The 25,222-nt window shown below is 38.2% G+C and carries 10 protein-coding genes and 1 pseudogene; 10 read left to right on the top strand and 1 reads right to left on the bottom strand.

Annotation, left to right across the window (positions count from 1 at the left end; genetic code table 11):
• The first annotated feature begins 163 nt into the window (after window positions 1-163).
• The 7 genes from ACQV1I_RS13285 (at window position 164) to ACQV1I_RS13255 (ending at window position 8,116) form a co-directional block, all read left to right on the top strand.
• Entirely contained in the window at window positions 164-1,180 is a 1,017-nt protein-coding gene (locus ACQV1I_RS13285; RefSeq protein ID WP_116335216.1) for a helix-turn-helix transcriptional regulator, read from the top strand.
• A gap of 100 nt (window positions 1,181-1,280) precedes the next feature.
• Window positions 1,281-1,769 carry a DinB family protein gene (locus ACQV1I_RS13280; RefSeq protein ID WP_116335217.1) on the top strand — a complete coding sequence of 163 codons (489 nt, stop codon included), beginning with the start codon at window positions 1,281-1,283 and terminating at the stop codon, window positions 1,767-1,769.
• 232 nt (window positions 1,770-2,001) lie between these two features.
• On the top strand, window positions 2,002-3,075 hold the full coding sequence (locus ACQV1I_RS13275; protein WP_094701717.1) for a DmpA family aminopeptidase: 1,074 nt from the start codon (window positions 2,002-2,004) through the stop codon (window positions 3,073-3,075).
• Between the two features lie 282 nt (window positions 3,076-3,357).
• Window positions 3,358-3,786: an SRPBCC family protein gene (locus tag ACQV1I_RS13270; protein WP_094701716.1), complete on the top strand. Its 429-nt coding sequence runs from the start codon at window positions 3,358-3,360 to the stop codon at window positions 3,784-3,786.
• Window position 3,787: 1 nt separating this feature from the next.
• Window positions 3,788-4,111 carry an ArsR/SmtB family transcription factor gene (locus tag ACQV1I_RS13265; RefSeq protein WP_094701715.1) on the top strand — a complete coding sequence of 108 codons (324 nt, stop codon included), beginning with the start codon at window positions 3,788-3,790 and terminating at the stop codon, window positions 4,109-4,111.
• Window positions 4,112-4,755: 644 nt separating this feature from the next.
• Entirely contained in the window at window positions 4,756-5,325 is a 570-nt protein-coding gene (locus ACQV1I_RS13260; RefSeq protein WP_094701714.1) for a TetR/AcrR family transcriptional regulator, read from the top strand.
• Window positions 5,326-5,395: 70 nt separating this feature from the next.
• Complete coding sequence (locus ACQV1I_RS13255; RefSeq protein WP_116335218.1) at window positions 5,396-8,116, top strand: bifunctional cytochrome P450/NADPH--P450 reductase; 2,721 nt, start codon at window positions 5,396-5,398, stop codon at window positions 8,114-8,116.
• Window positions 8,117-8,460: 344 nt separating this feature from the next.
• On the opposite strand, the gene ACQV1I_RS13250 is transcribed toward ACQV1I_RS13255, so the two are convergent.
• Complete coding sequence (locus ACQV1I_RS13250; protein ID WP_018672887.1) at window positions 8,461-9,138, bottom strand: TetR/AcrR family transcriptional regulator; 678 nt, start codon at window positions 9,136-9,138, stop codon at window positions 8,461-8,463.
• Between the two features lie 177 nt (window positions 9,139-9,315).
• On the opposite strand from ACQV1I_RS13250, the gene ACQV1I_RS13245 reads away from it, so the two are divergent.
• The 3 genes and pseudogenes from ACQV1I_RS13245 to ACQV1I_RS13235 all read left to right on the top strand — a co-directional run bounded on the left by ACQV1I_RS13245 (window position 9,316) and on the right by ACQV1I_RS13235 (window position 25,145).
• Complete coding sequence (locus ACQV1I_RS13245) at window positions 9,316-10,332, top strand: NADP-dependent oxidoreductase (protein ID WP_116335219.1); 1,017 nt, start codon at window positions 9,316-9,318, stop codon at window positions 10,330-10,332.
• 715 nt (window positions 10,333-11,047) lie between these two features.
• Window positions 11,048-14,275, top strand: a pseudogene (locus ACQV1I_RS13240) (non-ribosomal peptide synthetase); the annotation flags it as partial.
• A 103-nt stretch (window positions 14,276-14,378) separates the two neighbouring features.
• On the top strand, window positions 14,379-25,145 hold the full coding sequence (locus ACQV1I_RS13235) for a non-ribosomal peptide synthetase (protein ID WP_116335221.1): 10,767 nt from the start codon (window positions 14,379-14,381) through the stop codon (window positions 25,143-25,145).
• Window positions 25,146-25,222: the final 77 nt, after the last annotated feature.

Below are 25,222 nucleotides of genomic sequence, written 5' to 3'. Positions count from 1 at the left end.
TTATACGATATGAATATCATGATTCAACCATAATGAGTATCTTGGCAAACGAATACCAAGCAAGAAAGCGAAAAAGCAAATAAATTTCCCCTTACGTTTGCCTTTTAGGAAGTTTGATATACTCTAGAAAAAGAAATAGATATATCATACGGGGGAAAAAAGAATGTCAAAAACGCAACGTTTGATTGAAATCATGATGACAATTAATGCAAAACGAAAATTCACGGCTCGGGAATTGGCTGAGGAATTCAAAGTTTCGTATCGCACGATGTTACGTGACTTGAATGAATTAAGCGTGTTAGGAGTTCCTGTCTATTCAGAGGTAGGAGCAGGCGGTGGCTATTATTTATTACAGGATCGGATGCTCCCGCCTATTTTCTTTAAAGAAACCGAAGCAGTTGCTATGTTTTTTGCTTATCAATCGTTGCAATTTTTTGACTCTCTACCCTTTCAATCAGAAACGAAATCAGCATTAAAAAAGTTTTATCACTATTTACCAGAAGATGTAAAAGAACGGATTGATCAGATGCAAGACCGAATTGTCTTCTGGAATCCTACGTACGCTCAATCTGCTCTCCATTTAGAAGTTCTATTAGGAGCGGCTATTGACCAATCAATTCTTACCATTCAATACGATGGCAAAAAGGGTATCGCCGAGCGAAGGATTCAACCTATCGGCCTATATAGCTATAATGGATTTTGGTATTGCCCAGCTTATTGTTTTCAACGACAAGCGTATCGATTGTTTCGGGCAGATCGGATTAAATATGTGGAGAAAAGTTCTACAGAAGTAGGTGCTTTAAAACAGGGTCACTGGCAAATGGATTGTGAAAAGGAGGGTTCGGTTAAGCATAGCTTAGATAATGAAAAGCTGTTATATGGCTCCATCATGGATTGGCTTACATACAGTGAACAGAACGGGAGAAATCTCGTTCCTTTTATCGTTGAACTGACGAGAGATGGTACACGACAAGCAAAATCAATATTGGATTTGGTGCGTGTGGTTGAAGAGCGCACTGATGGGACAGGCTGGATAGATACAAGGATTCCACGTGCTGAAATTCCGTTCTTCGCTGAGCTTGTTTGGAATTTAGGCATGGAGGTGGTGGTCAAGGAGCCGCAAGAACTTATTTCTTATGTGAGGGAGAAGGCTAATAAAATGGTGGAGCATTATCGGTAAAAGCTACTTCCTTAATGTGTTAAACCATGACAGGATTTGTCACTATTAGCTGTTAGAATCGAGAAAGGAAGAATCAAAGAGTATGAGGGGATGAGGAAGCATGTCTAATGTCATAAAGTTACGCGATGAACTATTTCGTCAAATGAAAGTGGGTATGAGTAGTACGATTTTACTCCTACAGAAAGTGAAAGAGGAGGATTGGGTGTATAGACCTGCTTCAAACATGCGTACTCTACACGAATTAGCTTGTCATCTAGTAGCAATTCCGGAGGTAGACCTTTTAATCATGCAAGAGAAAGATGAAGATACGATTAGACAGGTTGAACAAAAGTACAACACATTGGATAAAGCGAATTCCTTAGCACAAGCCATGGAGCAAGGATACCAACTGTGTATTTCTTATCTGTTATCTATGTCAGAGGATGAGTTTTTAAACAAGAAGACAACACCTTTTTATCATGAGCATGCATCTACTCAGGCCCACTGGTTTACGGAGAGCGTCACGCATATTTTTCACCATCGTTCACAGCTATTTACTTATTTAAAATTACGTGGATACGAAGTGAACATGTTTGATCTGTATGTCTAATATTGTTTTGTAATGATTTTAGTAGATGTTTGCTAAGGTTCGTTGATGAAGGAGGGATTGATTACAAATATCCTGAACTCATAACGAACTTTTTTATGTGGAGTGGTTTCAAATTTTGAACCTTTATGAACTCGAGATGATCTAAACCTATCAATAATAGAGAGATTTATAATTATGTAGTAATCTGTATGAATAATGAAACATAATTGAATGATGGGGAGATGTTACATAAATGAACCAAGCGACAAGAAAAAAAGTCCGTGAGTTAGGAATACTGATTGGGACGTTACCAACTGGAAAGAAAAATTGCATAACGGATGTTAGAGGTGTAAGAGTCGGTCATGTAACTATAGATCGACATCTAGATGACGGGAAGCAAGACTATGCATGTACCGGTGTTACTGCTATTTTACCTCATGGGGGTAATCTATTTTTGGAAAAAGTGATAGCAGCTAGTTATGTGATCAACGGATTTGGCAAAACTACAGGTCTTGTTCAGGTAAATGAATTAGGAGTGCTGGAATCCCCAATCATGCTCACCAATACGTTTTCGGTACCGGCTGTTACGCAAGGTACCCTACAGGAAATGCTAGGACAAAATCCTGAGATTGGAGATACAACAGGAACGATCAACTTGGTCGTTGGCGAGTGTAATGATGGTTATCTAAATACAATCCGTAGATGTATTGTTCAACCAGAAGATGCTAGACATGCGATCAAGGTTGCGACTGAAGATCAGGCGGAAGAGGGAGCTATAGGGGCTGGAAAAGGTATGGTTTGCTTTGGATATAAAGGAGGGATAGGCAGTTCTTCGCGGTTCATCCAGGTAAATGGAAAAGACTATACAGTTGGGGTACTCGTGTTAAGCAATTTTGGAAAAAAAGATGAATTTCAAATAAATAAATATAAAGAACATCTAATAGATGAAGAGCTTCCATCCGAAGCCATTGAACATACGTCGGATGGATCAATCATCATTGTTCTTGCTACAGATGCTCCCGTTAATGAGCGTCAATTGTTGCGGATGGCCAAACGTTGTGCCATTGGACTTGGCAGAACGGGTAGCTATTATGGTCATGGTAGTGGAGATATAGTGATTGCCTTTTCAACCGCGCATAAGATTCCTCATCACAGTGAACACATTGTGGAGAATCGGATTCAGCTACGAGAAGATCATCCAGTGATGAATCAATTATTCACTGCTGCAAGTGATGCGACAGAGGAAGCAATTCTTAACTCACTGTCTAGAGCTGTAACAACGAAGGGACGTAATGGAAGAGTGGTTGAAGGATATTCATTCGCATAGTCAAGGTGAGCAATGGGGAAAGAAATCATGAGATACTGGGTTTCGTTTGACATGAAACCAAAAGGTGTCATATAATCATAAAGCGAAACCAAAAGGTGTCGTATTAACTGGTTATCTATTTGTCTCCTTGTGACTAGTAATTCGGGATAGTTTGGCACGAATGGAACAAAATAAGACATTATGTGGAAGCCCTTCGTCTTATGAGAAAAAACGGTTATAGTCATCTTTACGATTTCGTGTCGACTGATAGCATGTAAATAATTGATTGTTGGAGGGAAGCAGATGGGAACAAATCATTCAAACAAGATTCCGGATATTCACCAAACGATAGTTTGTAATGCATCAATTGAAAGAGTGTGGGATGCTGTTGCTACTTCAGAAGGAATTGCCGTGTGGTTTATGCCTAATGATTTTAAGCCGATCGAAGGCTATGAGTTCCAATTGAATGCGGGTCCTTTTGGCATGTCTCCTTGTAAAGTAGTGGAGCTTGAACCGCCTAATCGTCTTTCCTTTACATGGGGAAAAGATTGGACCGTTACTTTTGAACTAACTAAATTAGAGGATGACAAAACCGAATTTACGCTGATCCACAGTGGTTGGGACCCAGATACAATCACAGAGTTCGGTGAAACACATATGGTTGTACGAGACAGAATGGCAAATGGTTGGGTTGGTTTACTGAAAGCATTAAGCACGCACGTCGAGGCTTAATATGAGTGCACCAGCTCATAAGTATGATGTGTTTCAAGCAATTGCTGATCCAACGCGACGGCAGCTATTAGAATTGTTAGGTGATCAAGAGCTATCTGTCACTGCAATCAGTAGCCATTTCCCCATGACCCGAACAGCTGTTTCTAAACATTTACGTATTTTGACAGAAGCTGGGTTACTCACAGAAACAAAAGTGGGACGTGAAACAAGGTATCGACTTCAAGCAGATCCGTTACTTGAATTAAAGAAGTGGCTCGAATACTATGAACGATTTTGGGAAAATAAATTGTCTGCATTGAAGCGTTATGTGGAAGCAGATAAATGAGTTGTTGGTAAGGAAACAGGTCGCTAAAAAGCGGCCTGTTTTTATGTTTCTACATAGCTTTGCACTAAAGTTTTATAAGTGATGAAAGGATGATTTATAGATGTTGATCGAGCACATAAATTAGCAGACAAAGAGACTCATAATTATAAAAAAACAAGCGAAAGCAGAAAAAATCTTATAATTACAGGACGTGAGTAATTAAAGGGAACGTATGTTCTTGTGAGGTGAAAACAGCATTTTTCTAGCTTTTTTATAAGTGTTTTAATGGTTACGAAGAGAAAAAATGTAATTTAATAATTTTATTTCCAATGATTTGAGCGAAAATACTCATTTTGTTCTATTGTAAAAATGGTAAAATAAAACATTTTTTATATTCCGTGAATTTGCTGTAAGCAACCATAAATAACGCGAAAAGCCAATAGCTATAAGCTTAGAGGGAGTTAGTATGTCTGGATTGAGGAGTAGGAGTTAACAGATGATTATTGATAGGAACAAATGTTCCTGCATCGAGAAATTCGTCATTAGTACCTATTTTATTTGTCTGAAAAGTTGAATTTATTTCTTAATTGGTGTAGAATTCTATCAATTGATAGTTTTAACTATCAAAAATATGAACTGATGAAAGGAAAAGAGGGATGTAAACGATGAATAATGCCAGATCAGCAACAAAGGAAGCAAGGCTTCATGCCATTTTGGATGCTGCTACGGAATTACTAGTCGAAAGGCCGACAGCATCTTTGAATGAAATTGCCGACTACGCCGGTATCGGCATTGCCACCCTACACCGATACGTCGAAAATAGGGAACAGCTGATGCTACAACTGGGGTTAAGAGCTTCTCAGGTGGTAAGAGAGACGATAAGCCGAATCCCATTAGACGAGGAAAAAATCGAATTCTATATTCCAGAATTAGTTGAGGCGCTGATTCCCCTAGGGGATAAGATCTATTTTCTTGCTCATGAGTCTACGCTATATTACAGTCAAGAGATGATTGTGGCCGAGGAAAAGGTAAAAGAACCTGTACGGCATACAATCCAGTTATTGCAGCGCAAAGGGTATCTCCGTCAGGATACGAATAGCGAATGGATTTTGAATGTTCTGTACTCTCTTCTTTTTATGACCTGGCAGCAGGTTCAAGAAGGTAACATTGCCAAAAAATCGGCTGCGGCACTTCTTTTAGATACGCTATACCACGGTTTTAAAGCAGGGAAATAATAAGTAGGCTTGATGATGCATAGCAAGGCAATTAAACTTTCTCGTGAATTTATCTGAAAGGATGTTTGTAATGAGAGAAGTAGGATATATTCCGCAACCCAAAACGTATGGTCCGCTTGGTAATCTACCCTTAATAGACAAAGATAAACCGACCCTCTCGCTTTGTAAACTTGCAGAAGAGTTTGGTCCGATATATCGATTAACACTCCCTGGCAATTCTAGTTTAGTTGTTTCTGGGCATGAACTAGTGGCTGAGATTTGTGACGAGTCGCGTTTCTTTAAAAATATTACAGGTGATTTGGAAAATGTACGTGCCTTTGGTGGAGATGGATTATTTACAAGTAGGACTGACGAGCCAAATTGGCAAAAGGCTCATAATATCCTTCTTCCTACTTTTAGCCAACAAGCAATGAAAGGATACCATTCCATGATGGTGGACATTGCCTTGCAGCTGATTCAAAAATGGGCGCGTCTTAATCCTAATGAAAGTATTGATGTACCAGGCGACATGACCCGGCTTACATTGGATACTATTGGATTATGCGGTTTCAATTATCGCTTTAACAGTTTTTACAGAGAAACACATAGCCCTTTTATTGTCAGTATGGTCCGCGCTCTTGAGGAGGCTATGCATCAAAGTGGAAGATTGAAGATTCAAAACATGCTTATGGTGGGAACAAAACGTCAGTTTACCTACGATATTCAAACGATGTTTTCATTAGTAGACAAAATAATCGAGGAACGAAAGGCGAATGGCGATCAAGGTGAAATCGATTTGCTCTCTCGCATGCTCAACGGGAAGGACCCGCAAACAGGAGAGACACTGGATGATAAAAATATACGGTATCAAATCATCACGTTTTTAATTGCAGGGCATGAAACAACAAGCGGTTTATTGTCATTTGCTCTCTATTTTTTGTTAAAAAATCCAGTGGCACGAAAAAAAGCGTATCAGGAAGTGGATAAGGTATTAACCAGCTCATCTCCTTCGTATCAGCAAGTCCTACAGCTTACATACATTCGTATGATTTTGCAGGAATCGTTACGTTTATGGCCAACAGCCCCCGGATTTGAACTTACCGCTAAAGAAGATACGATCATTGGAGGGAAGTATCCAATAAAAAAAGGAGAAGTTCTTGCATTACTCTTGCCCCAGCTTCATCGAGATAAAGATGCATGGGGAGATGATGCTGATGAATTCCGTCCCGAGCGGTTTGAAGATCCTGATAAAGTTCCTCATCATGCCTATAAACCTTTTGGAAATGGGCAGCGAGCTTGCATTGGGATGCAATTTGCACTTCATGAAGCAACTTTAGTACTGGGAATGATTCTCCAGCATTTTGAATTAATTAATCATACCAACTATCAGTTGAACATCCAGCAAACGTTAACGCTAAAACCAGGCGAATTTCAAATATGTGTTAAACGGCGAAATAAACAAAAGCTAGACCAAGCTATTGAAGAGAATGAAGTAGGAGGTGCAAACACGAGAGGGACAACAAGGCGCTGGGATCAAATGAAAAAATCCATATCAAAGGTCAACCATGCATCTTTGCTGGTGCTTTATGGATCTAATCTAGGTACAGCAGAACGTACCGCACGAGAGCTTTCCAGTATCGCGGGTTTACTCGGTGTCAGTAGTGAGATTGCACCACTTGATGATTGGCTAGGGAAATTACCGAAGGAAGGGGCCGTACTCATCGTTACCGCTTCTTATAATGGAAAGCCTCCGAATAATGCACGTAAGTTCGTGCAATGGTTGGAGGGAGCAGAGGAAGGTGAACTTCAAGGTGTCAATTATGTAGTTTTCGGATGTGGGGACCGCAATTGGGCAAATACTTATCAAAACGTCCCAAGATTTATCGATGAGCAGCTTACTTTAAAGGGAGCTAGAAGACTCTCGTCGCGTGGTGAAGCTGACACCAGCGAAGACTTCGAAAATCAGCTAGAAGAATGGCAGGAACGTATGTGGCCTGACATCATGAAGGCTTTTACGCTACAAGGAAATGAGGAAAAAGGCCGAGACACCCTTACCATTCAGTTTGTCAACGGCTTGTTAGATGTTCCACTCGCTCTAGAGTACGATGCTGTCTACGCATATGTAAAAGAGAACCGTGAGCTTGAGAGGGCTGATTGTGGGCTGAGTACTCGACATGTAGAAATCACTCTACCAGATGGGCTTACCTATCAGGAAGGTGATTATATTGGTGTATTACCGAGAAATAGTAAAGAAAATGTCAATCGAATTCTGCGACGCTTTGGATTGAACGGGAACGATCACTTGATTTTGAAGGCAAACGGACGAAACACAACGCATCTTCCACTGGATCGGCCAGTAAGTCTTCATGATTTGCTCAGTCAAAATGTAGAAGTACAGGCAATCGCCACTCGTGAACAGTTACGTGAGCTTGCAGCTTACACGGTTTGTCCTCCACATAAACGTGAATTAGAGGCGTTGTTAGATGAGGCTATCTACGAAGAGCAGATAGGAAAGAAAGGCATTTCGATGCTAGAACTACTTGAAAAATATGAAGCTTGCGAGATGCCTTTCGAAAGGTTTTTGGAGCTGTTACCCCCTCTTAAGCCTAGATATTATGCGATTTCGAGTTCTCCTAGAATCAATCCCCATCAGGCTAGTATTACGGTAGGAGCCGGAGCTGGTTCTGCTGTTAGTGAATGTGGAGAACATCCCGGAATTGACTATAACTACTTGGCAGATTGCAGACCAAAAGAGAAAATCATGATGTTCATCCGTACATCAGAGGCCGATTTCAACTACCCGAAGGACTAACAACACCGATTATTATAGTGGTCTTTGGGTTAGGAGTGTAGTCTTTCGAGGCTTTTTACAGACACATGTGGACAAAAATTCTGAACGTTGATTACCTCTTCTAGTAGTCATATTCAAAACAGGAGAGAAACCTAACTAACTATGCTATTCAACAAATGAATAACAATACATATACACACAAAAACCAGTCCAATACGTTATCATTGTGCGTTTGACTGGTTTTTTGTGTATGTGAGAAGAATCGTTTCTACTATTGTAAAGGCCAACAAATATCCTATATAGAAAGAGTGTCACTTCAACATCGTTAGTCTGCCATGCCATTTAGCTCGAGCTATTTGCATATGCTACTCTGTCCACGTTATTTTTTGAATACATTGCCCTACCTGTATGGGAATGACTGAGTCATCTACATCAGGAATAACTTCGGGTTTGAGTAGCTGATGCTTTTTCATCTGATAGTAATCAAATAAGGCTTGTTCTAGTGTCATATGATTCTGTACCAAAAAAACGGGACTAAGTAAACTTGGCAATAGCAGTTCGTCCTGCGCAATTAATAATGAAGGATTAACCGAAAGAAACACACCTTCTCTATGACCCGCTTCATAAAACGTTTTGATATGATCGTTACGAACTTTTTGCGCCTCAACAATTCGCTGGTATAAATGGGGATACATACTTTTTAGATCTTGTAATAATAAATCTGATAAAAAAATAGCTAATACAACCGAGTTTTCAAAAACCTTTTGAAAACGGCGTACGAAAGAAGTTGATTGGTTATCAGATAACTCATTAAAGTTCTGAAGGATATATTCTACATAAACTTCTACTGTCGACTCCAAGATTTCGTTTCTAGAAGAAAAATATTTATACATTGTTGCTTTACTAATATCCATATATTTTGCTATATCTTCCATTTTCAAAGAGCTAATCCCTTGCTTTTTAAGAAAGGGAAGTAGCCTAATAATCAACTCTTTTTTCATCTCTTGCTCATTTTTTCGTGATCTGCCTCGGGTGTTTGTCACTACAATGCCTCCCAATCTAAAACATCAAACTACATTATAACTCAAACTCACAAAATAAACATACAACTAGCATTTAACTGAACGAAATAAACGAAAAAAGTTTAATTAATTTATTTTGTATGATAATATAGACTTGCAAAGATAAAGTTATAGTAAAAATTAGGGAGGATATTACAAATGAATGAGATAGTAAATAATCAGATTTTACTTTCTAGTAGACCAGTCGGCATTCCAACAAGAGATAATTTCACATTCATCAAATCCTCTATTCCTCACGTAAATGACAATCAGCTTTTGATACGTACGCTTTACCTATCTGTTGATCCTTACATGAGGGGGAGAATGAATGATCAAAAATCTTATATCCCACCATTCCCACTAAATGAAGTGATAACAGGTGGAGTGATTGGAGAAGTAATAGAAACCAAATCCCCAGACTTCCAAGTGGGGGATATTGTACTTGGTTTCTTAGGATGGCAAAATTACTCAGTAATTGATGCAGGGCAAGTACGAAAAATCGATACGAATGTAGCACCGATTACAACTGCTTTGGGTGTGCTCGGAATGCCTGGAATGACCGCTTATTTTGGTCTATTAGACATCGGTCAACCTAAGGAAGGAGAAACTGTTGTTGTTTCAGGTGCTGCCGGAGCAGTGGGAATGCTTGTCGGGCAAATAGCAAAAATCAAAGGGGCACACGTTGTAGGGATTGCTGGTTCAGATGAAAAAATTCGTTATTTAATTGAAGAGCTTGGATTTGATACAGCTATCAATTATAAAACAACACCAAATATTCAATTAGCATTAGAAAAAGCTTGCCCAAATGGTGTAGATGTTTACTTTGATAATGTGGGTGGTCCTATATCAGATGCTGTTTTAAGCTTGATTAATCAGGGAGCGCGTATCCCTCTCTGCGGGCAGATATCTCTCTACAATTTAGAAAAACAAGATGTTGGGCCTAGAATTCAAGTACAGCTTCTACGAAAAACAGCTACAATGAGAGGATTCTTGGTGAGTCAATATACAGATCGTTATGATGAAGGAATGACTCAAATCGCTCAGTGGATCAAGGAAGGAAAAATAAAGTACTCAGAAAATATTGTAGAAGGACTAGAGAGGGCACCAGAAGCTTTCCTTGGATTATTTACTGGAGAGAATACTGGCAAACAATTAGTGAAAGTAACTGATTGTTAGAAAAAAATTAAATGTATAAAACAAAAGCACTAAGTTTAATAAAGTAAAAACCAGCCCTTCTATGTGAAGGCCTGGTTTTTTTAGTAACTAGAGAAAAACTTGTTGTCCAACATGAAATTTGCGTCAATAGTAGTCGGAATATTATGAATTAAATTGCGTTTATTGTAATTTTGTGCAAGATATTGTAAATTTAATTCAAGGTAAATATTTGTAAAATGGGGTTAATCTGGTTGTTTTATATGTAATTTTTTATCGGATTAACATTTTTTTACATCTATTAACACTGAAACAGATGTGTTGTAAAGCTGTAGCTGATATTTTTTCGCAATATTCATTATTATTAAAATTAATGATAAAATTACAAAAAATTGATGAGTAATATTGATTTGACCGATATATTATAAGTAAGGCTGTTGCTTGATAATACATATGTTCCTTTTTGTTTATACGGCGAGTCCTCTCATAACCTCTTAGATAAATACTTCTGTTGCCTCCCTGATACACTCCTTGATTACTATATTTACGATTCGATTTCCTTTTGTGCTGCTTTTATAAAAAGTAAGATCCATGTAAAAAGCTAATAGACAAATCTTTTGTTTGGAGCATCTTATACCACTAATACAAGGAGGTGTTAGGTCTTGGATGTCCCCGGTACTGATATCTGAAAAAATAAAGTACATGTAGAATTTGTTCGAGCACAGGAGGTTAAACTGTAATGATGCATAGTCATTTGCAATCAACACCGTATCCATATGATAAGACAATTCATCAACTTTTTGAAAGTCAAGTTGAGAAGACCCCAAACAATCCTGCCATTATCCTGGAACCAGAAAAACTTACCTATCGAGAGCTTAACTGCAAAGCAAATCAACTCGCACGATTATTGATTGAAAAAGGGGTTCAAACTGATCAAATTGTTGGCATTTTCATGGAAAGATCAATAGAGATGGTTATTGGTATTTTAGCGATTTTAAAAGCTGGGGGAGCATATGTCCCGATCGACATCGAATATCCCCAAGAAAGAATTCAATACATGCTAAAAGATAGTCAAACCAAAATCGTGCTAACTCAAAAATCTCTTGTTGGTCTTATCCGCGAAGCTGATTTCCATGACCAAGTTATTACTTTTGAAGATCCAGCAATCATCATGCAAGATGATAGTAATCTTAATTTGGTCTACAAGAGTACTGATTTAGCTTATGTTATTTATACATCTGGCACAACTGGAAATCCCAAGGGAACGATGCTGGAGCATAAAGGAATTTCAAACCTAATCGACTACTTTCAGAAAATACTTGAAATCACACCTAACGATCGAGTTGGACAATTTGCCAGCATCTCTTTTGATGCATCTGTATCAGAGTTTTTTATGGCATTATTAACAGGCGCTAGCTTGTACATGATTCCTAAGGATACAATAAACGACTTTGTAAGCTTTGAAACATATCTGAACCGAAATGAAATTTCGATTATTACATTGCCGCCAACGTATCTTATTCATTTAGATCCAGAACGCATTTTATATTTACGTAAACTCATAACAGCAGGTTCAGCCACCTCTTTTCCCCTAGTGAATAAATGGAAAGATAAAGTAACATATATCAATGCATACGGTCCAACGGAATCAAGTATTTGTGCGTCCACATGGATTGCAAAATCAGAAGAAGGACAGAAGCATTCAGTTCCAATTGGTTCACCTATTCAAAATACACAGATTTATATTGTCAATCAAAATCTAGAAAAAGTACCCTTTGGAGAGGCTGGCGAACTATGCATTAGTGGGATTGGGCTAGCGAGAGGTTACTGGAATCGTCCTGAATTAACTTCTGAAAAATTTGTTTCTAATCCATTTTTACCTGGTGAAAAAATGTACAAAACAGGGGATTTAGCAAAATGGCTATCTAATGGTCTGATTGAATATATAGGGCGTATGGATCAACAAGTAAAAATCAGGGGACATAGGGTGGAATTAGGAGAAGTAGAAACTGTTTTATTGCGGCATCACAAGATACAAGAGGCCGCGGTCATTGCTAAGAAAGATACGCTTGAACAAGCATACTTATGTGCCTATTTTGTCGAAACTGAGCAAGTGTCAATTACTGAGTTAAGAGAGTACATTGCTAAAGAACTACCCATGTATATGATTCCTTCCTATTTTGTACGATTGGATAAAATGCCACTAACACCTAATGATAAAATCGATAGAAAAGCTTTACCTGAACCTGATACCTCTTCGCTTGAAACGACAGAATATGAAGCACCGACTACTGAAATAGAACAAATCCTTGCAGATATTTGGCAAAGTGTATTAGGGAATAATCGAGTTGGCATTAGTGATAACTTCTATGCTTTAGGAGGAGATTCAATTAAAGCGATCCAAGTAGCTGCTCGATTGTATGCTCATCAGCTAAAGCTGGAGACAAAGGATCTACTCAAGCATCCAACTATCAAAGAACTTGTTCCCCTATTAAAGCGAACCGTACAAAAAAGTGAGCAAGGAATCGTCGAGGGAGTAGTAGAATTAACCCCCATTCAACAATGGTTCTTTGATCAACAATTTACAAACATGCATCATTTTAACCAATCATATGTGCTTTCTCATTCGAATGGAATTGATGAAAAGCTCATCCAAGAGGTGTTTGATAAAATTATTGATCATCACGATGCTCTTCGGATGGTATATACGCAGGAAAACGGGAAGGTTAGTCAGATAAATCGTGGAAAAGTAGGTTCGTTATACGATTTTTTTTCATTCGACCTACGATCTAATCAGGATGTGCAACAAGCTATCTATGAGGAAACCTATCGTTTACAAAGCCAAATCAATGTAAATGAAGGTCCATTAGTAAAGCTTGCAGTATTTCATTCCCAAAATGGTGATCATCTATTTATTGCTATTCATCATTTGGTAGTAGATGGTATCTCATGGAGAATATTATTTGAAGATATTGGTACCGTTTATGCTCAACTGTTGGAATCGAAAGATATTTCTTTACCAGAAAAAACGGATTCGTTTAAGGACTGGTCCTTGCAGGTAAAGAAATATGCCAATAGTAAAGAACTACTACATGAAATTTCCTATTGGAAAGAGCTTGAATCCACCGCTAAGCATACTCCTCTGCCAAAAGATTTTGATAATTCCTATGTCAAACAAAATAGTATTCACTATATGAAAATGGAATTGTCAGTAGAAGAGACGGATCATCTGTTAAAAAATGTAAATCACGCCTATCAAACAGAAATTAATGATATTTTATTATCGGCGTTGGGTCTTACTCTTTTGGAATGGGCTAAAGTAGATCAAATCCTCATAAATTTAGAGGGTCATGGGCGAGAGGACATAAGCGAACAAGCTCATATAGCACGAACAGTGGGCTGGTTTACTTGTCAATATCCTGTTTTATTGAAAATGGATAAATCAGATGATTTGTCTTATCACATAAAGATGGTAAAAGAGAATCTGCGCAATATACCGAACAAAGGGATTGGCTATGAAATTTTAAAATATATAACTGATAAGGAAGTAAAGGCTTCGCTATCCTTTACTCTACAACCCGAAATCACTTTCAATTACTTGGGACAATTCGATTCTGATCTAGAGGGTCAGGGTTTTACCCGTTCACCTTATAGTCGGGGAAATTCTCTTGGTGCGGATGGGAAGAACAATATCAGTCCGGAAATGGAAAGTTATATGGTTTTAAACATCACTGGAGTAATTGAGAAAGGGAGATTGAATCTATCTTTTTCGTATAGTGACCAACAATATAAGGAAGAGTCAATTAAGCAACTTAGCGATAGCTATAAATATCATCTTCTTCGATTGATTACACATTGTGTGGAGAAGAAAGAAACAGAACGAACTCCGAGTGATTTTAGTATTAAAGGTCTTGAACTGGAAGATGTTGATGATATTTTCAATTTGCTAGAAGAATCAATGAAGTAATGCCTAAGAGCTTAGATGGCTAATACCGTAGCAATACTACTACCTTTGAAGTTCCCATATTTTTGTATAAAAGGCAAAAAAACGATGAAGTGAGGGGTGCTTGGTGAGTACTTTTAGGAGAGAACTGGTTCAGGATATGTATGTACTGTCTCCTATGCAAGAAGGGATGCTGTTTCATTCCTTACTAAACGGGGATAATAACTCGCATTTGGTACAAATGACAATCCACATTCAAGGAAAAATAGATGTTGAATTATTTTCGAAAAGCTTACAAATGCTGGTATCCAGATATGACGTATTTCGAACCACTTTTTTGCATGAGAAAATGAAGAAGCCAGTTCAGGTCGTATTGAAAGAACGGCCAATTTCAATCCAATTTTATAATATGAGCTCCTTTGATGAGCGGAAAAAGAACGAACAAGCAGAACAATATAAAAGAAAAGATCAGGAAGCTACCTTTGATATAACTAAAGATCCTCTTATGAGGGTGATCATCCTCCAAATGAATGCAGATGAGTATCAGATCATTTGGAGTTTTCATCATATTATTATGGATGGTTGGTGCTTCAGCATTATTTTTGATGAACTCATACAGATGTATTATTCTTTAGTAGAAAACCAGCCTTTGTTATTACAGCCGGTACAAGCATACAGTACTTTTATTAAATGGTTGGAAAAACAAGATCAAGAAGCATCACTCCAGTACTGGACGAAATATATGAAAGATTATGAGCATCAAGCTGTGTTACAAAAAGATGGAGCTACCAATGAGAAAATGGAATTTTTACCAAAGCAATATCATTTTTCATTTGATCGTACGCTCACACAGCAGTTACAGCAAATCGCTCAAAATAATCAGGTTACCCTACCTATCATTTTTCAAACCATTTGGGGACTAGCCCTTCAAAAGTATAATTCATCGAATGATGTAATCTTCGGCTCAGTTGTTTCAGGTCGTCCGTCTGAATTACTTGGCATCGAAAGAATGGTTGGATTATTCATTAATACTCTTCCTTTACGTATTCATACAAAAACAGATCAATCTTTTAGTGAAGTAGTAAAAGCTGTCCATCAAGGAACGCTTAGTTCACAGCAGTATGAGCATGTTCCGCTGTATGAGATACAAAATCATTCTGAATTAAAACAAGACTTATTCGATCATATTGTTGTTATTGAAAATTATCCATTAGTGGAAGAATTGAAAAAGAACAGTGTCATGCAAAAGGTAGGATTTTCGGTTCTTTCTGTCGAGATGTTTGAGCCAACTAATTATGATCTAACCATCATGGTTCAACCAAGAGAAGAAATCCATGTTCGATTAGATTATAATGCCGCTGTTTTTACTACAGCTCTTATGAAAAGAATCGAAGGACATTTAAAACAAATTGCAGTATGCGTGGCAAATAATCCGAATGCGGCGTTAAAGGATATTACGATGCTTACGCAAGAGGAATATCATCATGTAGTGGTTGAGTTAAATGACACTAAGACTGAGTATCCAGATAAAACAATTCATGAATTATTCGTAGAACAAGTAGAGAAAACCCCTGACCACATTGCAGTTGTTTTGGAAAATAAGCATCTCACATATAGACAGTTAGATGCCAAATCAAACCAACTAGCTAGATTCTTGAGAAACAAAGGAATTGGGCCAGACCGGCTTGTCGGACTTATGATGGATCGATCAATAGAAATGATTATAGGCATACTCGGAATTCTAAAGTCGGGTGGAGCATTTGTACCTATTGATCCGGCATATCCAGCAGAAAGAATTAGCTATATGTTGGAAAATAGTGATGTGCAAATCCTTCTGACACTGCAGCATCTAATGCATAAAAATCCTTCTCCAATAGAAATAGTGGATATTCAAGATAGTAGCATTATGTTAGAAAGCATGGATCATGTTGCAAACCAGAATACCTCCAATGACTTGTTTTATATTATCTACACATCAGGTACAACAGGTAAACCAAAAGGAGTCATGCTAGAACATAAGAATATGGTTAACTTGATGCAATTTACTTTTGCAAAAACCAATATTCAATATAAGGAGAAGGTCTTACAATATACGACTTGCAGTTTTGATGTATGCTATCAAGAAATATTTTCTACATTATTAAGTGGGGGAGAGTTGTATCTCATTACTGATGACACCAGACGTAATGTCGAGAAGCTATTCACCTTTATTGAAAGAGAAAAAATAAGTATTTTGTCTCTACCTGGAGCGTTTTTAAAATTTATTTTTAACGATGCAAGCTTTTCTAAGATTTTTCCAACGTGTGTGAAACATATTATTACAGCTGGTGAACAACTAGTGGTGACTCATGAGCTTAAACGCTATTTACAAAACAATCAAGTGTATTTGCATAATCATTATGGCCCATCGGAAACCCATGTTGTAACAACATTTACAATCGATCCGAATAATGAAATCCCGGAAATCCCGTCCATTGGTAAGCCGATCTCAAACACAAGCATTTATATTTTAGATAAAGAACAAAAGTTACAGCCACACGGTATTGCAGGAGAATTATTTATTTCAGGTGCCAATGTTGGTAGAGGATATATTTATAATGCAGAGATGACAGCCGAAAAATTTAGTACAAATCCTTTTATAGCAAATGAAAGAATGTATCGGACTGGTGATTTAGCTCGTTGGTTGCCAGATGGCACGATTGAATATTTAGGTCGAATCGATCATCAAGTAAAAATACGCGGTCATCGGATCGAGCTCGGCGAAATAGAGTCACACCTGCTCAATCATAAGAATATAAAAGAAGCGGTTGTAATCGACCGAATAGATGAAAACCAGACAAGGCATTTGGTTGCATACATTGTTCAGAGTAAGGAAGTAAGTGATATCGATCTACGCAATTATATGGGGAAAACTCTTCCTGATTATATGGTTCCTTCTTTCTTTGTGTCATTAGAACAAATCCCTCTAACGCCTAATGGAAAGATTGATAGAAGATCGTTACCCAAACCTGAAGGAACGATTGGAACAGGTGTAGCCTATGTAGCTCCAGCCACTGAATTGGAACAAAAGCTTGCTACTATTTGGCAAGGAGTACTAGGTGTTCCCAAGATCGGTATCCATGATCATTTCTTTTCACTTGGTGGCCATTCTTTGAAAGCAATGAGTCTTATTTCTCTCATACAGAAAGAGTTTGGGGTCGATATTCCATTACGAATTCTATTTAACACTCCAACGATCCAAGCCATTGCAAAATATTTGGAAAGTGGCGGTGGAGATGTAGACGAAACGTATGCATCTATACCAACGGTTCCAACTAAGGAATTTTATCCAGTATCATCTGCTCAAAAGCGAATGATCATTTTACATCAGCTTGCGAAAGAGGGTACGGGATACAATATCCCAACTGTGATGGTAATAGATGGTCCCCTTCAATATGATCGCTTTGAACTGGCAGTGGAGAGATTAGTTGATCGCCATGAAATTTTACGGACTTCTTTTCCTACCGTAAATGGAGAATCTGTCCAACGAGTGAATCAAAATGTCAACATAAAAATAAATTATTTGGACTCCAAAGAAGAACAAGTTGATCAGGTCATTGAGGAATTTATTCAGCCGTTTATTCTTGAATCAGCCCCGTTAATTCGAATAGGTCTAGTTAAGGTGAGTACAGAACGCCATTATCTACTTGTGGATATGCATCATGTTATTTCTGATGGTGTGTCTGCAAACATCTTTATAAACGAATTAACCAAGTTTTATCAAGCTGAAACACTTCCTGAGCTTCGAATCCAATACAAGGATTTTGCTGTTTGGGAACAAGAGTTCTTCCAATCTGAAGCCTTTAAAAAGCAAGAAGAGTATTGGGTGTCTGCATTTTCTGGAGAAGTGACACTCTTGAACCTGCCGACTGATTATCCGAGACCTACGATTCAAAGCTTTGAGGGTGACCGCTACACATTTGGAATGGAAAAAGATCTGGTAGATGGCTTATATCGAATTGCAAAAGAGACGCAGACAACGCTCTATATGGTTTTGCTAGCGATTTACAATATTTTGCTTTCGAAATATTCTGATCAAGAAGAGGTTATTATTGGGACACCAATAGCGGGGAGATCGCATGCAGATACAGAAAATCTATTAGGTATGTTTGTTAATACATTGGCAATGAGAAATCAGCCTGTAGGTAACAAAACATTCACTGAATTCCTAGCCGATGTAAAAAACAATGCTTTGCTTGCATTTGAACATGCTGATTATCCATTTGAACACCTAGTAGAAAAAATGAAGCTCCCAAGAGATTTAAGTCGAAATCCATTGTTTGACACCATGTTTATTCTACAAAACACGGAGCATAACTCTTTTGAACTGGACGAAATAAAATGTACGCCATTTGTGCCAAAAGGGAAACACGCTAAATTTGATTTTTCTTTAGAGGCAAGCGAAGAAAAAAATGAATTGAAGTTCTGCTTAGAGTACTCCACGAGTTTATACAGACAAGAAACAATAGAGAGAATGGCAAGCCATTGGCTTCAAATCATCCGTACAGTAGTGGAGAATTCAGATATTAGCTTATCTGAAATCGATATACTAACAGAAGCTGAGAAACAGCAAGTGATTAAGGAGTTCAATGATACACAAGCCGAGTTTTCATCAGACCAAACCATCCAACAACTATTTGAACACCAGGTTAAAAGGAGACCTGATGAAGTAGCTGTTGTGTTCGAGCAAGATCAGTTGACATATCAAGAATTAAATGAAAAAGCAAACCAGCTTGCGAGATTGTTACGTCAAAAAGGTGTTCTACCTAATCAACTAGTTGGCATCATGGTTGAGCGCTCACTGGATATGGTGATAGGCACGCTAGCCATTTTAAAATCAGGAGCAGCCTTCTTACCAATTGATCCTGAGTATCCAGAAGACCGTATTCGCTACATGATAGAGGATAGTCAGGCAAAATGGGTGGTTGCCCAACCTCATTTGATGGACAAGGTGGAATGCGATGCTGAATATATTAATGTCTCCGATCATATTTTATCTGGCATAGCTAGTACTAATCTTCTTCCTAACAGCCAATCAACTGATTTAGCGTATGTGATTTATACGTCTGGTACAACTGGGAAACCAAAAGGAGTTATGCTAGAGCACACTGGTATCACTAATCTAAAAGTATTCTTTGAAAATAGCTTTGGTATTATTGAACAGGATTGTATTGGCCAATTTGCTAGCAATTCATTTGATGCTTCTGTTTGGGAAATGTTTATGGCTCTAGCTACAGGAGCTAGACTAACGATCATTTCGAAAGAGAAGATTACTGATTTTATGAGATTTGAGAATTATGTTTCCAAGCAAGGTGTTACCGTACTTACTTTACCACCAACTTATGTCATTCATCTTGATCCTGAACGTCTTCCTACCTTACGTACCCTTATCACTGCAGGGTCTGCTACCTCATTTGGTTTAGTGGATAAATGGAAAGACAAGGTGACCTATATCAATGCATATGGTCCGACTGAAACCTCTATTTGTGCGACATATTGGAAGGCAGAAGAAGAGAGTATAGGAACATATGTTCCTATTGGTATTCCTATCCAAAATGCTCAAATTTATATCGTAGATCACAGTCTTCAGCTTCAGGGTATTGGCGAAGTAGGAGAGATGTGCGTTGGTGGGGTAGGGCTTGCGAGAGGATATTGGAATCGACCAGAACTAACTGCTGAAAAATTTGTGGATAACCCGTTTGTACCTGGTGAAAAAATATATAGAACAGGAGACTTAGCGCGATGGTTGCCTGATGGAAACATCGAATACCTAGGGAGAATTGACCATCAAGTGAAAATACGAGGACATCGGGTGGAGCTAGGTGAAATCGAGAGTCTTTTGTTACAACATCCTGGGATAAAAGAAGCTGCTGTTCTTGCACATGAGGACTATCAAGGACAATCATATTTATGTGCCTATATGGTTTCAGATAAAAATTTGTCTGTGTCTGAGGTAAGAGAATATGTAGCAAATGAATTGCCAAACTATATGATCCCGTCATATTTTGTGGAACTAGACAAAATGCCGTTAACTCCAAACGATAAGATTGATCGCAAAGCTCTACCTGAGCCAGATAAAAAACAGGATACGGGTAAAGCATATGATGCGCCCAGAAACAAACTGGAACAATCACTAGCAGAAATTTGGCAAGCTGTTTTAGGGATTGAAAAGATTGGAATTAAAGATAATTTCTTTGAATTGGGTGGCGATTCACTAAAAGCTATGTCGGTGATCACACAAGTCCATAAAGCGTTCCAAATTGAGCTACCTTTAAAAGTCTTGTTTGAAGCCCAGATAATTGAGACTCTTTCAGAATATATCACTTTATCTGATAAGCAGTTCTACACGCCTATTCCAACTGTTCCTCAACAAGAATACTATCCTGTATCGTCTGCTCAAAAACGAATGTACATTCTTCATCAGCTTGAGGGGGCAGGTATTAGTTACAATATGCCCGGAATGATGGTAATTGAAGGGGCTTTAGATAAGGATCGTTTCAAACAAGCATTGCAAGAAGTGATTAACCGACATGAGAGCTTGAGAACGAGTTATCGTGTGGTACAAGAACAAATCGTTCAGAGCATTCAGGAAAATGTGGAATTTGATATGGGATATATGCAAGCCCAAGAACAGGGATTGAACGAGATTTTCCATTCGTTTGTAAGGCCATTTGATCTTGCTGTGTCTCCACTATGCAGAAGCAGTCTGGTAAAACTAGAAGAGGAGCGACATGTTTTCCTTTTTGATGTTCATCATATCGCTTCAGATGGCACATCAATTGGAATTATTCTCAAAGAAGTTGCAGACATTTATGAGGGCAAAAAGCTGCCTCAACTGCCTATTTCGTATAAGGACTTCTCTGCATGGCAAAATGAAATGTTCCTAACAGATGCTATAAAAAAACAAGAAGAGTATTGGTTGAACCTGTTTACTGGTGAGATTCCTGTAGCGAACCTACCGACTGACTATCCTAGACCAGCTGTACAAAGCTTCGATGGCGATCAGTTCATGATGAGAACAGGAAAAGAGATATTTGATGGTCTACAAAGGGTAGCTGTTGAAGCGGGTACAACACGTTATATGGTTTTGTTAGCAGCGTATAATGTTCTACTTTCCAAGTATTCTGATCAAGAAGATATTATTGTTGGTGCTCCTATTGCGGGAAGGTCACATGCTGATTTAGAAAATGTAGTTGGAATGTTTGTTAATACACTAGCTATGAGAAATAAACCAGTAGGGAATATAACATTTAAGGACTTCCTTAAAGAAGTAAAACAGAATGCCCTACAGGCTTATGAAAATCAGGATTATCCATTTGAAGAGCTTGTAGAGAAACTACAATTGGAAAGAGACCCAAGTAGAAATCCACTTTTTGACACTATGTTTATTCTTCAAAATGGTGATGTAGAATCCAGAGACTTTGATCAGCTTGTGATGCGCCCATATGAACAAGGGGATAGCCTGGGTGTATCAAAATTTGATATGGCGTTTCATATGACTGAAGGACAGGAAGAAATTTTATTCCGTATTGAATATGGCACCAAGCTGTTCACACGAGCGACCATTGAGAGAATTGCAGGTCATTTTCTGAAAATCATACGTACAATTATTGCCAACACAGAAGTTACATTGTCTGAGATTGATATGCTAACAGAAACGGAAAAACAATTGTTGTTAGTACGATTTAATGACAATACAGCCGAATTCTCATCAGATCAAACCATCCATCAATTGTTTGAAGAACAAGTAGAAAACCATCCGCATGAAATAGCTGTTGTATATGAACAGTCCCAATTGACGTATCAGGAATTAAATGCTAAAGCGAATCAACTTGCTAGGCTACTCCGCGAAAAGGGCGTACAACCAAATCAATTAGTGGGCATCATGGTAGAACGATCGCTAGACATGGTGATAGGTACGTTAGCGATTTTAAAATCAGGAGCAGCCTTCTTACCGATAGACCCAGAATATCCGGAAGATCGGATACGGTACATGATAGAAGATAGCCAGACTAGATGGGTACTTGTGCAGTCTCATTTGATGAACAGTGTAGATTCGGACGCAGAATTCATCAATGTGTCTACTGAGCTTCCGGCTACCATTGCTACTACAAATCTTATTTCTATCAGCCAACCAGCCGATTTAGCCTATGTGATTTATACCTCTGGTACAACTGGAAGACCAAAAGGAGTGATGTTAGAGCATACTGGAATAGCAAACCTAAAAACGTTCTTTGAAGATAAGTTTGGTGTGAGTGAAGAAGATCATATCGGCCAGTTTGCTAGCCAATCATTTGATGCCTCCGTTTGGGAAATGTTCATGGCTTTATTAACTGGGGCAAGGCTCGATATTATTTCAAGAGACACCATTAACGATTTCGTGAAATTCGAGGAATATATGAATCAACAAAGGATTACAGTTCTTACTTTACCACCCACGTATGTCATTCATCTGGAACCAGAACATCTTTCTACGTTACGAATTCTTATTACTGCAGGTTCTGCTACATCAGTTGGATTGGTCAATAAATGGAAAGACAAGGTGACCTATATCAATGGATATGGTCCGACTGAAACCTCTATTTGTGCGACGTACTGGAAGGCATCAGTAGAACAAAGCATATCTCAGTCAGTCCCTATAGGTGTTCCTATTCAAAATGCACAGGTCTATATTCTAGATCAGCGCCACCAGCTACAGGGCATTGGTGAAGTAGGTGAATTGTGTGTAGCAGGTGTAGGTTTAGCCAGAGGGTATTTGAATCGACCGGAACTATCCGCTGAGAAATTTGTGGAAAATCCCTTCATTCCTGGTCAAAAGATGTATAAAACAGGGGATCTAGCACGATGGCTTCCTGACGGTACCATCGAGTATCTTGGTAGAGCTGATCATCAGGTGAAAATACGTGGTCATCGAGTAGAGCTTGGTGAAATCGAAAGTCTTCTATTACAACATCATCAGATCAATGAAGCAGCTGTATTGGCACGTGAGGATGAGCAAGGTCACTCTTATTTATGTGCTTACCTGGTCTCAGAAGAAGCATTGTCTGTAGCAGAGATAAGAGGGTACCTAACAGATGAATTACCAAATTATATGATTCCATCCTATTTTGTACAGCTGGATATAATGCCGTTAACACCAAACGATAAGATTGATCGTAAAGCATTGCCAGAACCAGATAAAAATCAAAATACAGGAAAAGAATATGACGCTCCTCGAAACGATTTAGAGCAATTGGTAACAGAGATTTGGCAAGACGTTTTAGGTATAGAGAAAATCGGAATAAGAGATAATTTTTTTGAATTAGGTGGAGACTCAATTAAGGCGATTCAAGTACTGACACGTCTTACTACTGCTGGATGGAAATTGGAAATGAAAGATTTATTCCAAAATCCAGCCATTGAGCACGTTATTCCTTACGTAACACCTAGCAATAAAATGAGTAATCAAGGTGTTGTAGAAGGTGAAATAGAGCTTACACCTATCCAGAGCTGGTTCTTCACAAGCCAATTTACTGATATGCATCAATGGAATCAAGCAGTCATGCTACATGGAGAAAATGGCTTTGACGAAGAGGCAGTAGCTCTCGCATTCCAAAAAATAATAGAACATCATGATGCTTTGCGTATGGTGTACAGACGTAAAGATGACAAAATCATTCAATGGAATCGAGGCATTGAGAATACATTATTTGATCTTTACAAATTTGACTTGAAAGAAGAAGTCAACCTAGAGGATAAAATTTTAGAATTATCAAATGACATCCAAAGTAGTATCGACCTTGCAGAAGGTCCATTGGTGAAACTAGCGATTTTTCAAACAAGCAAAGGGGATTATTTGTTAATTGCTATTCATCATTTAGTAATTGACGGTGTATCATGGAGAATTTTATTCGAAGACTTCTCTACCGCTTATTCTCAAGCCCTTTCAAATCAGGAAATTACGTTACCGGATAAAACAGATTCATTTAAAGACTGGTCTATTCAGATGCAAAAGTATGCCAATAGTGAATCAAGCATCAAAGAGATTGAATATTGGGAGAAGCTAGAGAAGACAGCAAGAGTTATGATGCTCCCAAGAGATTTTGAAGAAGCAGAAAATCAACAAAAGAACACTCGCATTTTAAAAACAGAGCTTACAATCGAACAAACTGAAAATCTATTAAGAAATGTAAATCATTCGTATCACACTGAGGTTAATGATATTTTATTGACAGCGGTAGGACTAGCCTTTAAAGACTGGGCTAAAACCAATCAATTGATTATTAACCTAGAGGGACACGGACGCGAAGATATTATGAATGATATGAATATTTCTAGAACAGTGGGCTGGTTTACCTCACAATACCCTGTTGTATTAGATCTGGACAATTCAGAAGATATTTCCCTTCAAATCAAGCAAGTTAAAGAAAACTTACGACATATACCAAATAAAGGGATCGGATATGACATCCTGCGTTATCTAACGATTAAAGAGTTGCGGCCTTCCCTATCGTTTGGTCTACAACCGGAAGTAAGCTTTAATTATTTAGGGCAATTTGATTCTGATGTAAAAACCGGTGTATTCACACTTTCGCAAACAAATACAGGAAATTTATTCAGTCCAGATTCTGAAAGACCATTTTTGTTAGATATTTCATCTGTTGTTGAAGGACGAAAATTGCAAATTAGTATTGGCTACAATAGCCTTCAATACAAAGAAGAGACAATTGCAACACTAGCAGAGACATATAAAAAACACTTGTTGCTAGTTATTGAACATTGCATGTCCAAAGAAGGAGCAGAATTAACCCCGAGCGATTTGGGTGATGATGATCTTTCGTTTGAGGATTTAGAAAACATACTTGAGCTAATTTAACGCACGATTCATTTAATGTTCCTCCAATAGAGGATCGCACGTAATGATTTCGTTGGAGGAACAACATTTTTCTCTTT

Origin of the sequence: Brevibacillus sp. JB24b (assembly GCF_051713385.1) — a bacterium.
Classification (GTDB): domain Bacteria; phylum Bacillota; class Bacilli; order Brevibacillales; family Brevibacillaceae; genus Brevibacillus_B; species Brevibacillus_B laterosporus.
The sequence above is the reverse complement of the archived record's forward strand: the minus strand, read 5'-3'. Positions and strand labels throughout refer to the sequence as shown.

Coding starts and splice junctions, on each gene's coding strand:
- ACQV1I_RS13270 (WP_094701716.1), top strand. CDS start 3,358: ATGGGAACAAATCATTCAAACAAGATTCCGGATATTCACCAAACGATA.
- ACQV1I_RS13265 (WP_094701715.1), top strand. CDS start 3,788: ATGAGTGCACCAGCTCATAAGTATGATGTGTTTCAAGCAATTGCTGAT.
- ACQV1I_RS13285 (WP_116335216.1), top strand. CDS start 164: ATGTCAAAAACGCAACGTTTGATTGAAATCATGATGACAATTAATGCA.
- ACQV1I_RS13255 (WP_116335218.1), top strand. CDS start 5,396: ATGAGAGAAGTAGGATATATTCCGCAACCCAAAACGTATGGTCCGCTT.
- ACQV1I_RS13280 (WP_116335217.1), top strand. CDS start 1,281: ATGTCTAATGTCATAAAGTTACGCGATGAACTATTTCGTCAAATGAAA.
- ACQV1I_RS13245 (WP_116335219.1), top strand. CDS start 9,316: ATGAATGAGATAGTAAATAATCAGATTTTACTTTCTAGTAGACCAGTC.
- ACQV1I_RS13260 (WP_094701714.1), top strand. CDS start 4,756: ATGAATAATGCCAGATCAGCAACAAAGGAAGCAAGGCTTCATGCCATT.
- ACQV1I_RS13275 (WP_094701717.1), top strand. CDS start 2,002: ATGAACCAAGCGACAAGAAAAAAAGTCCGTGAGTTAGGAATACTGATT.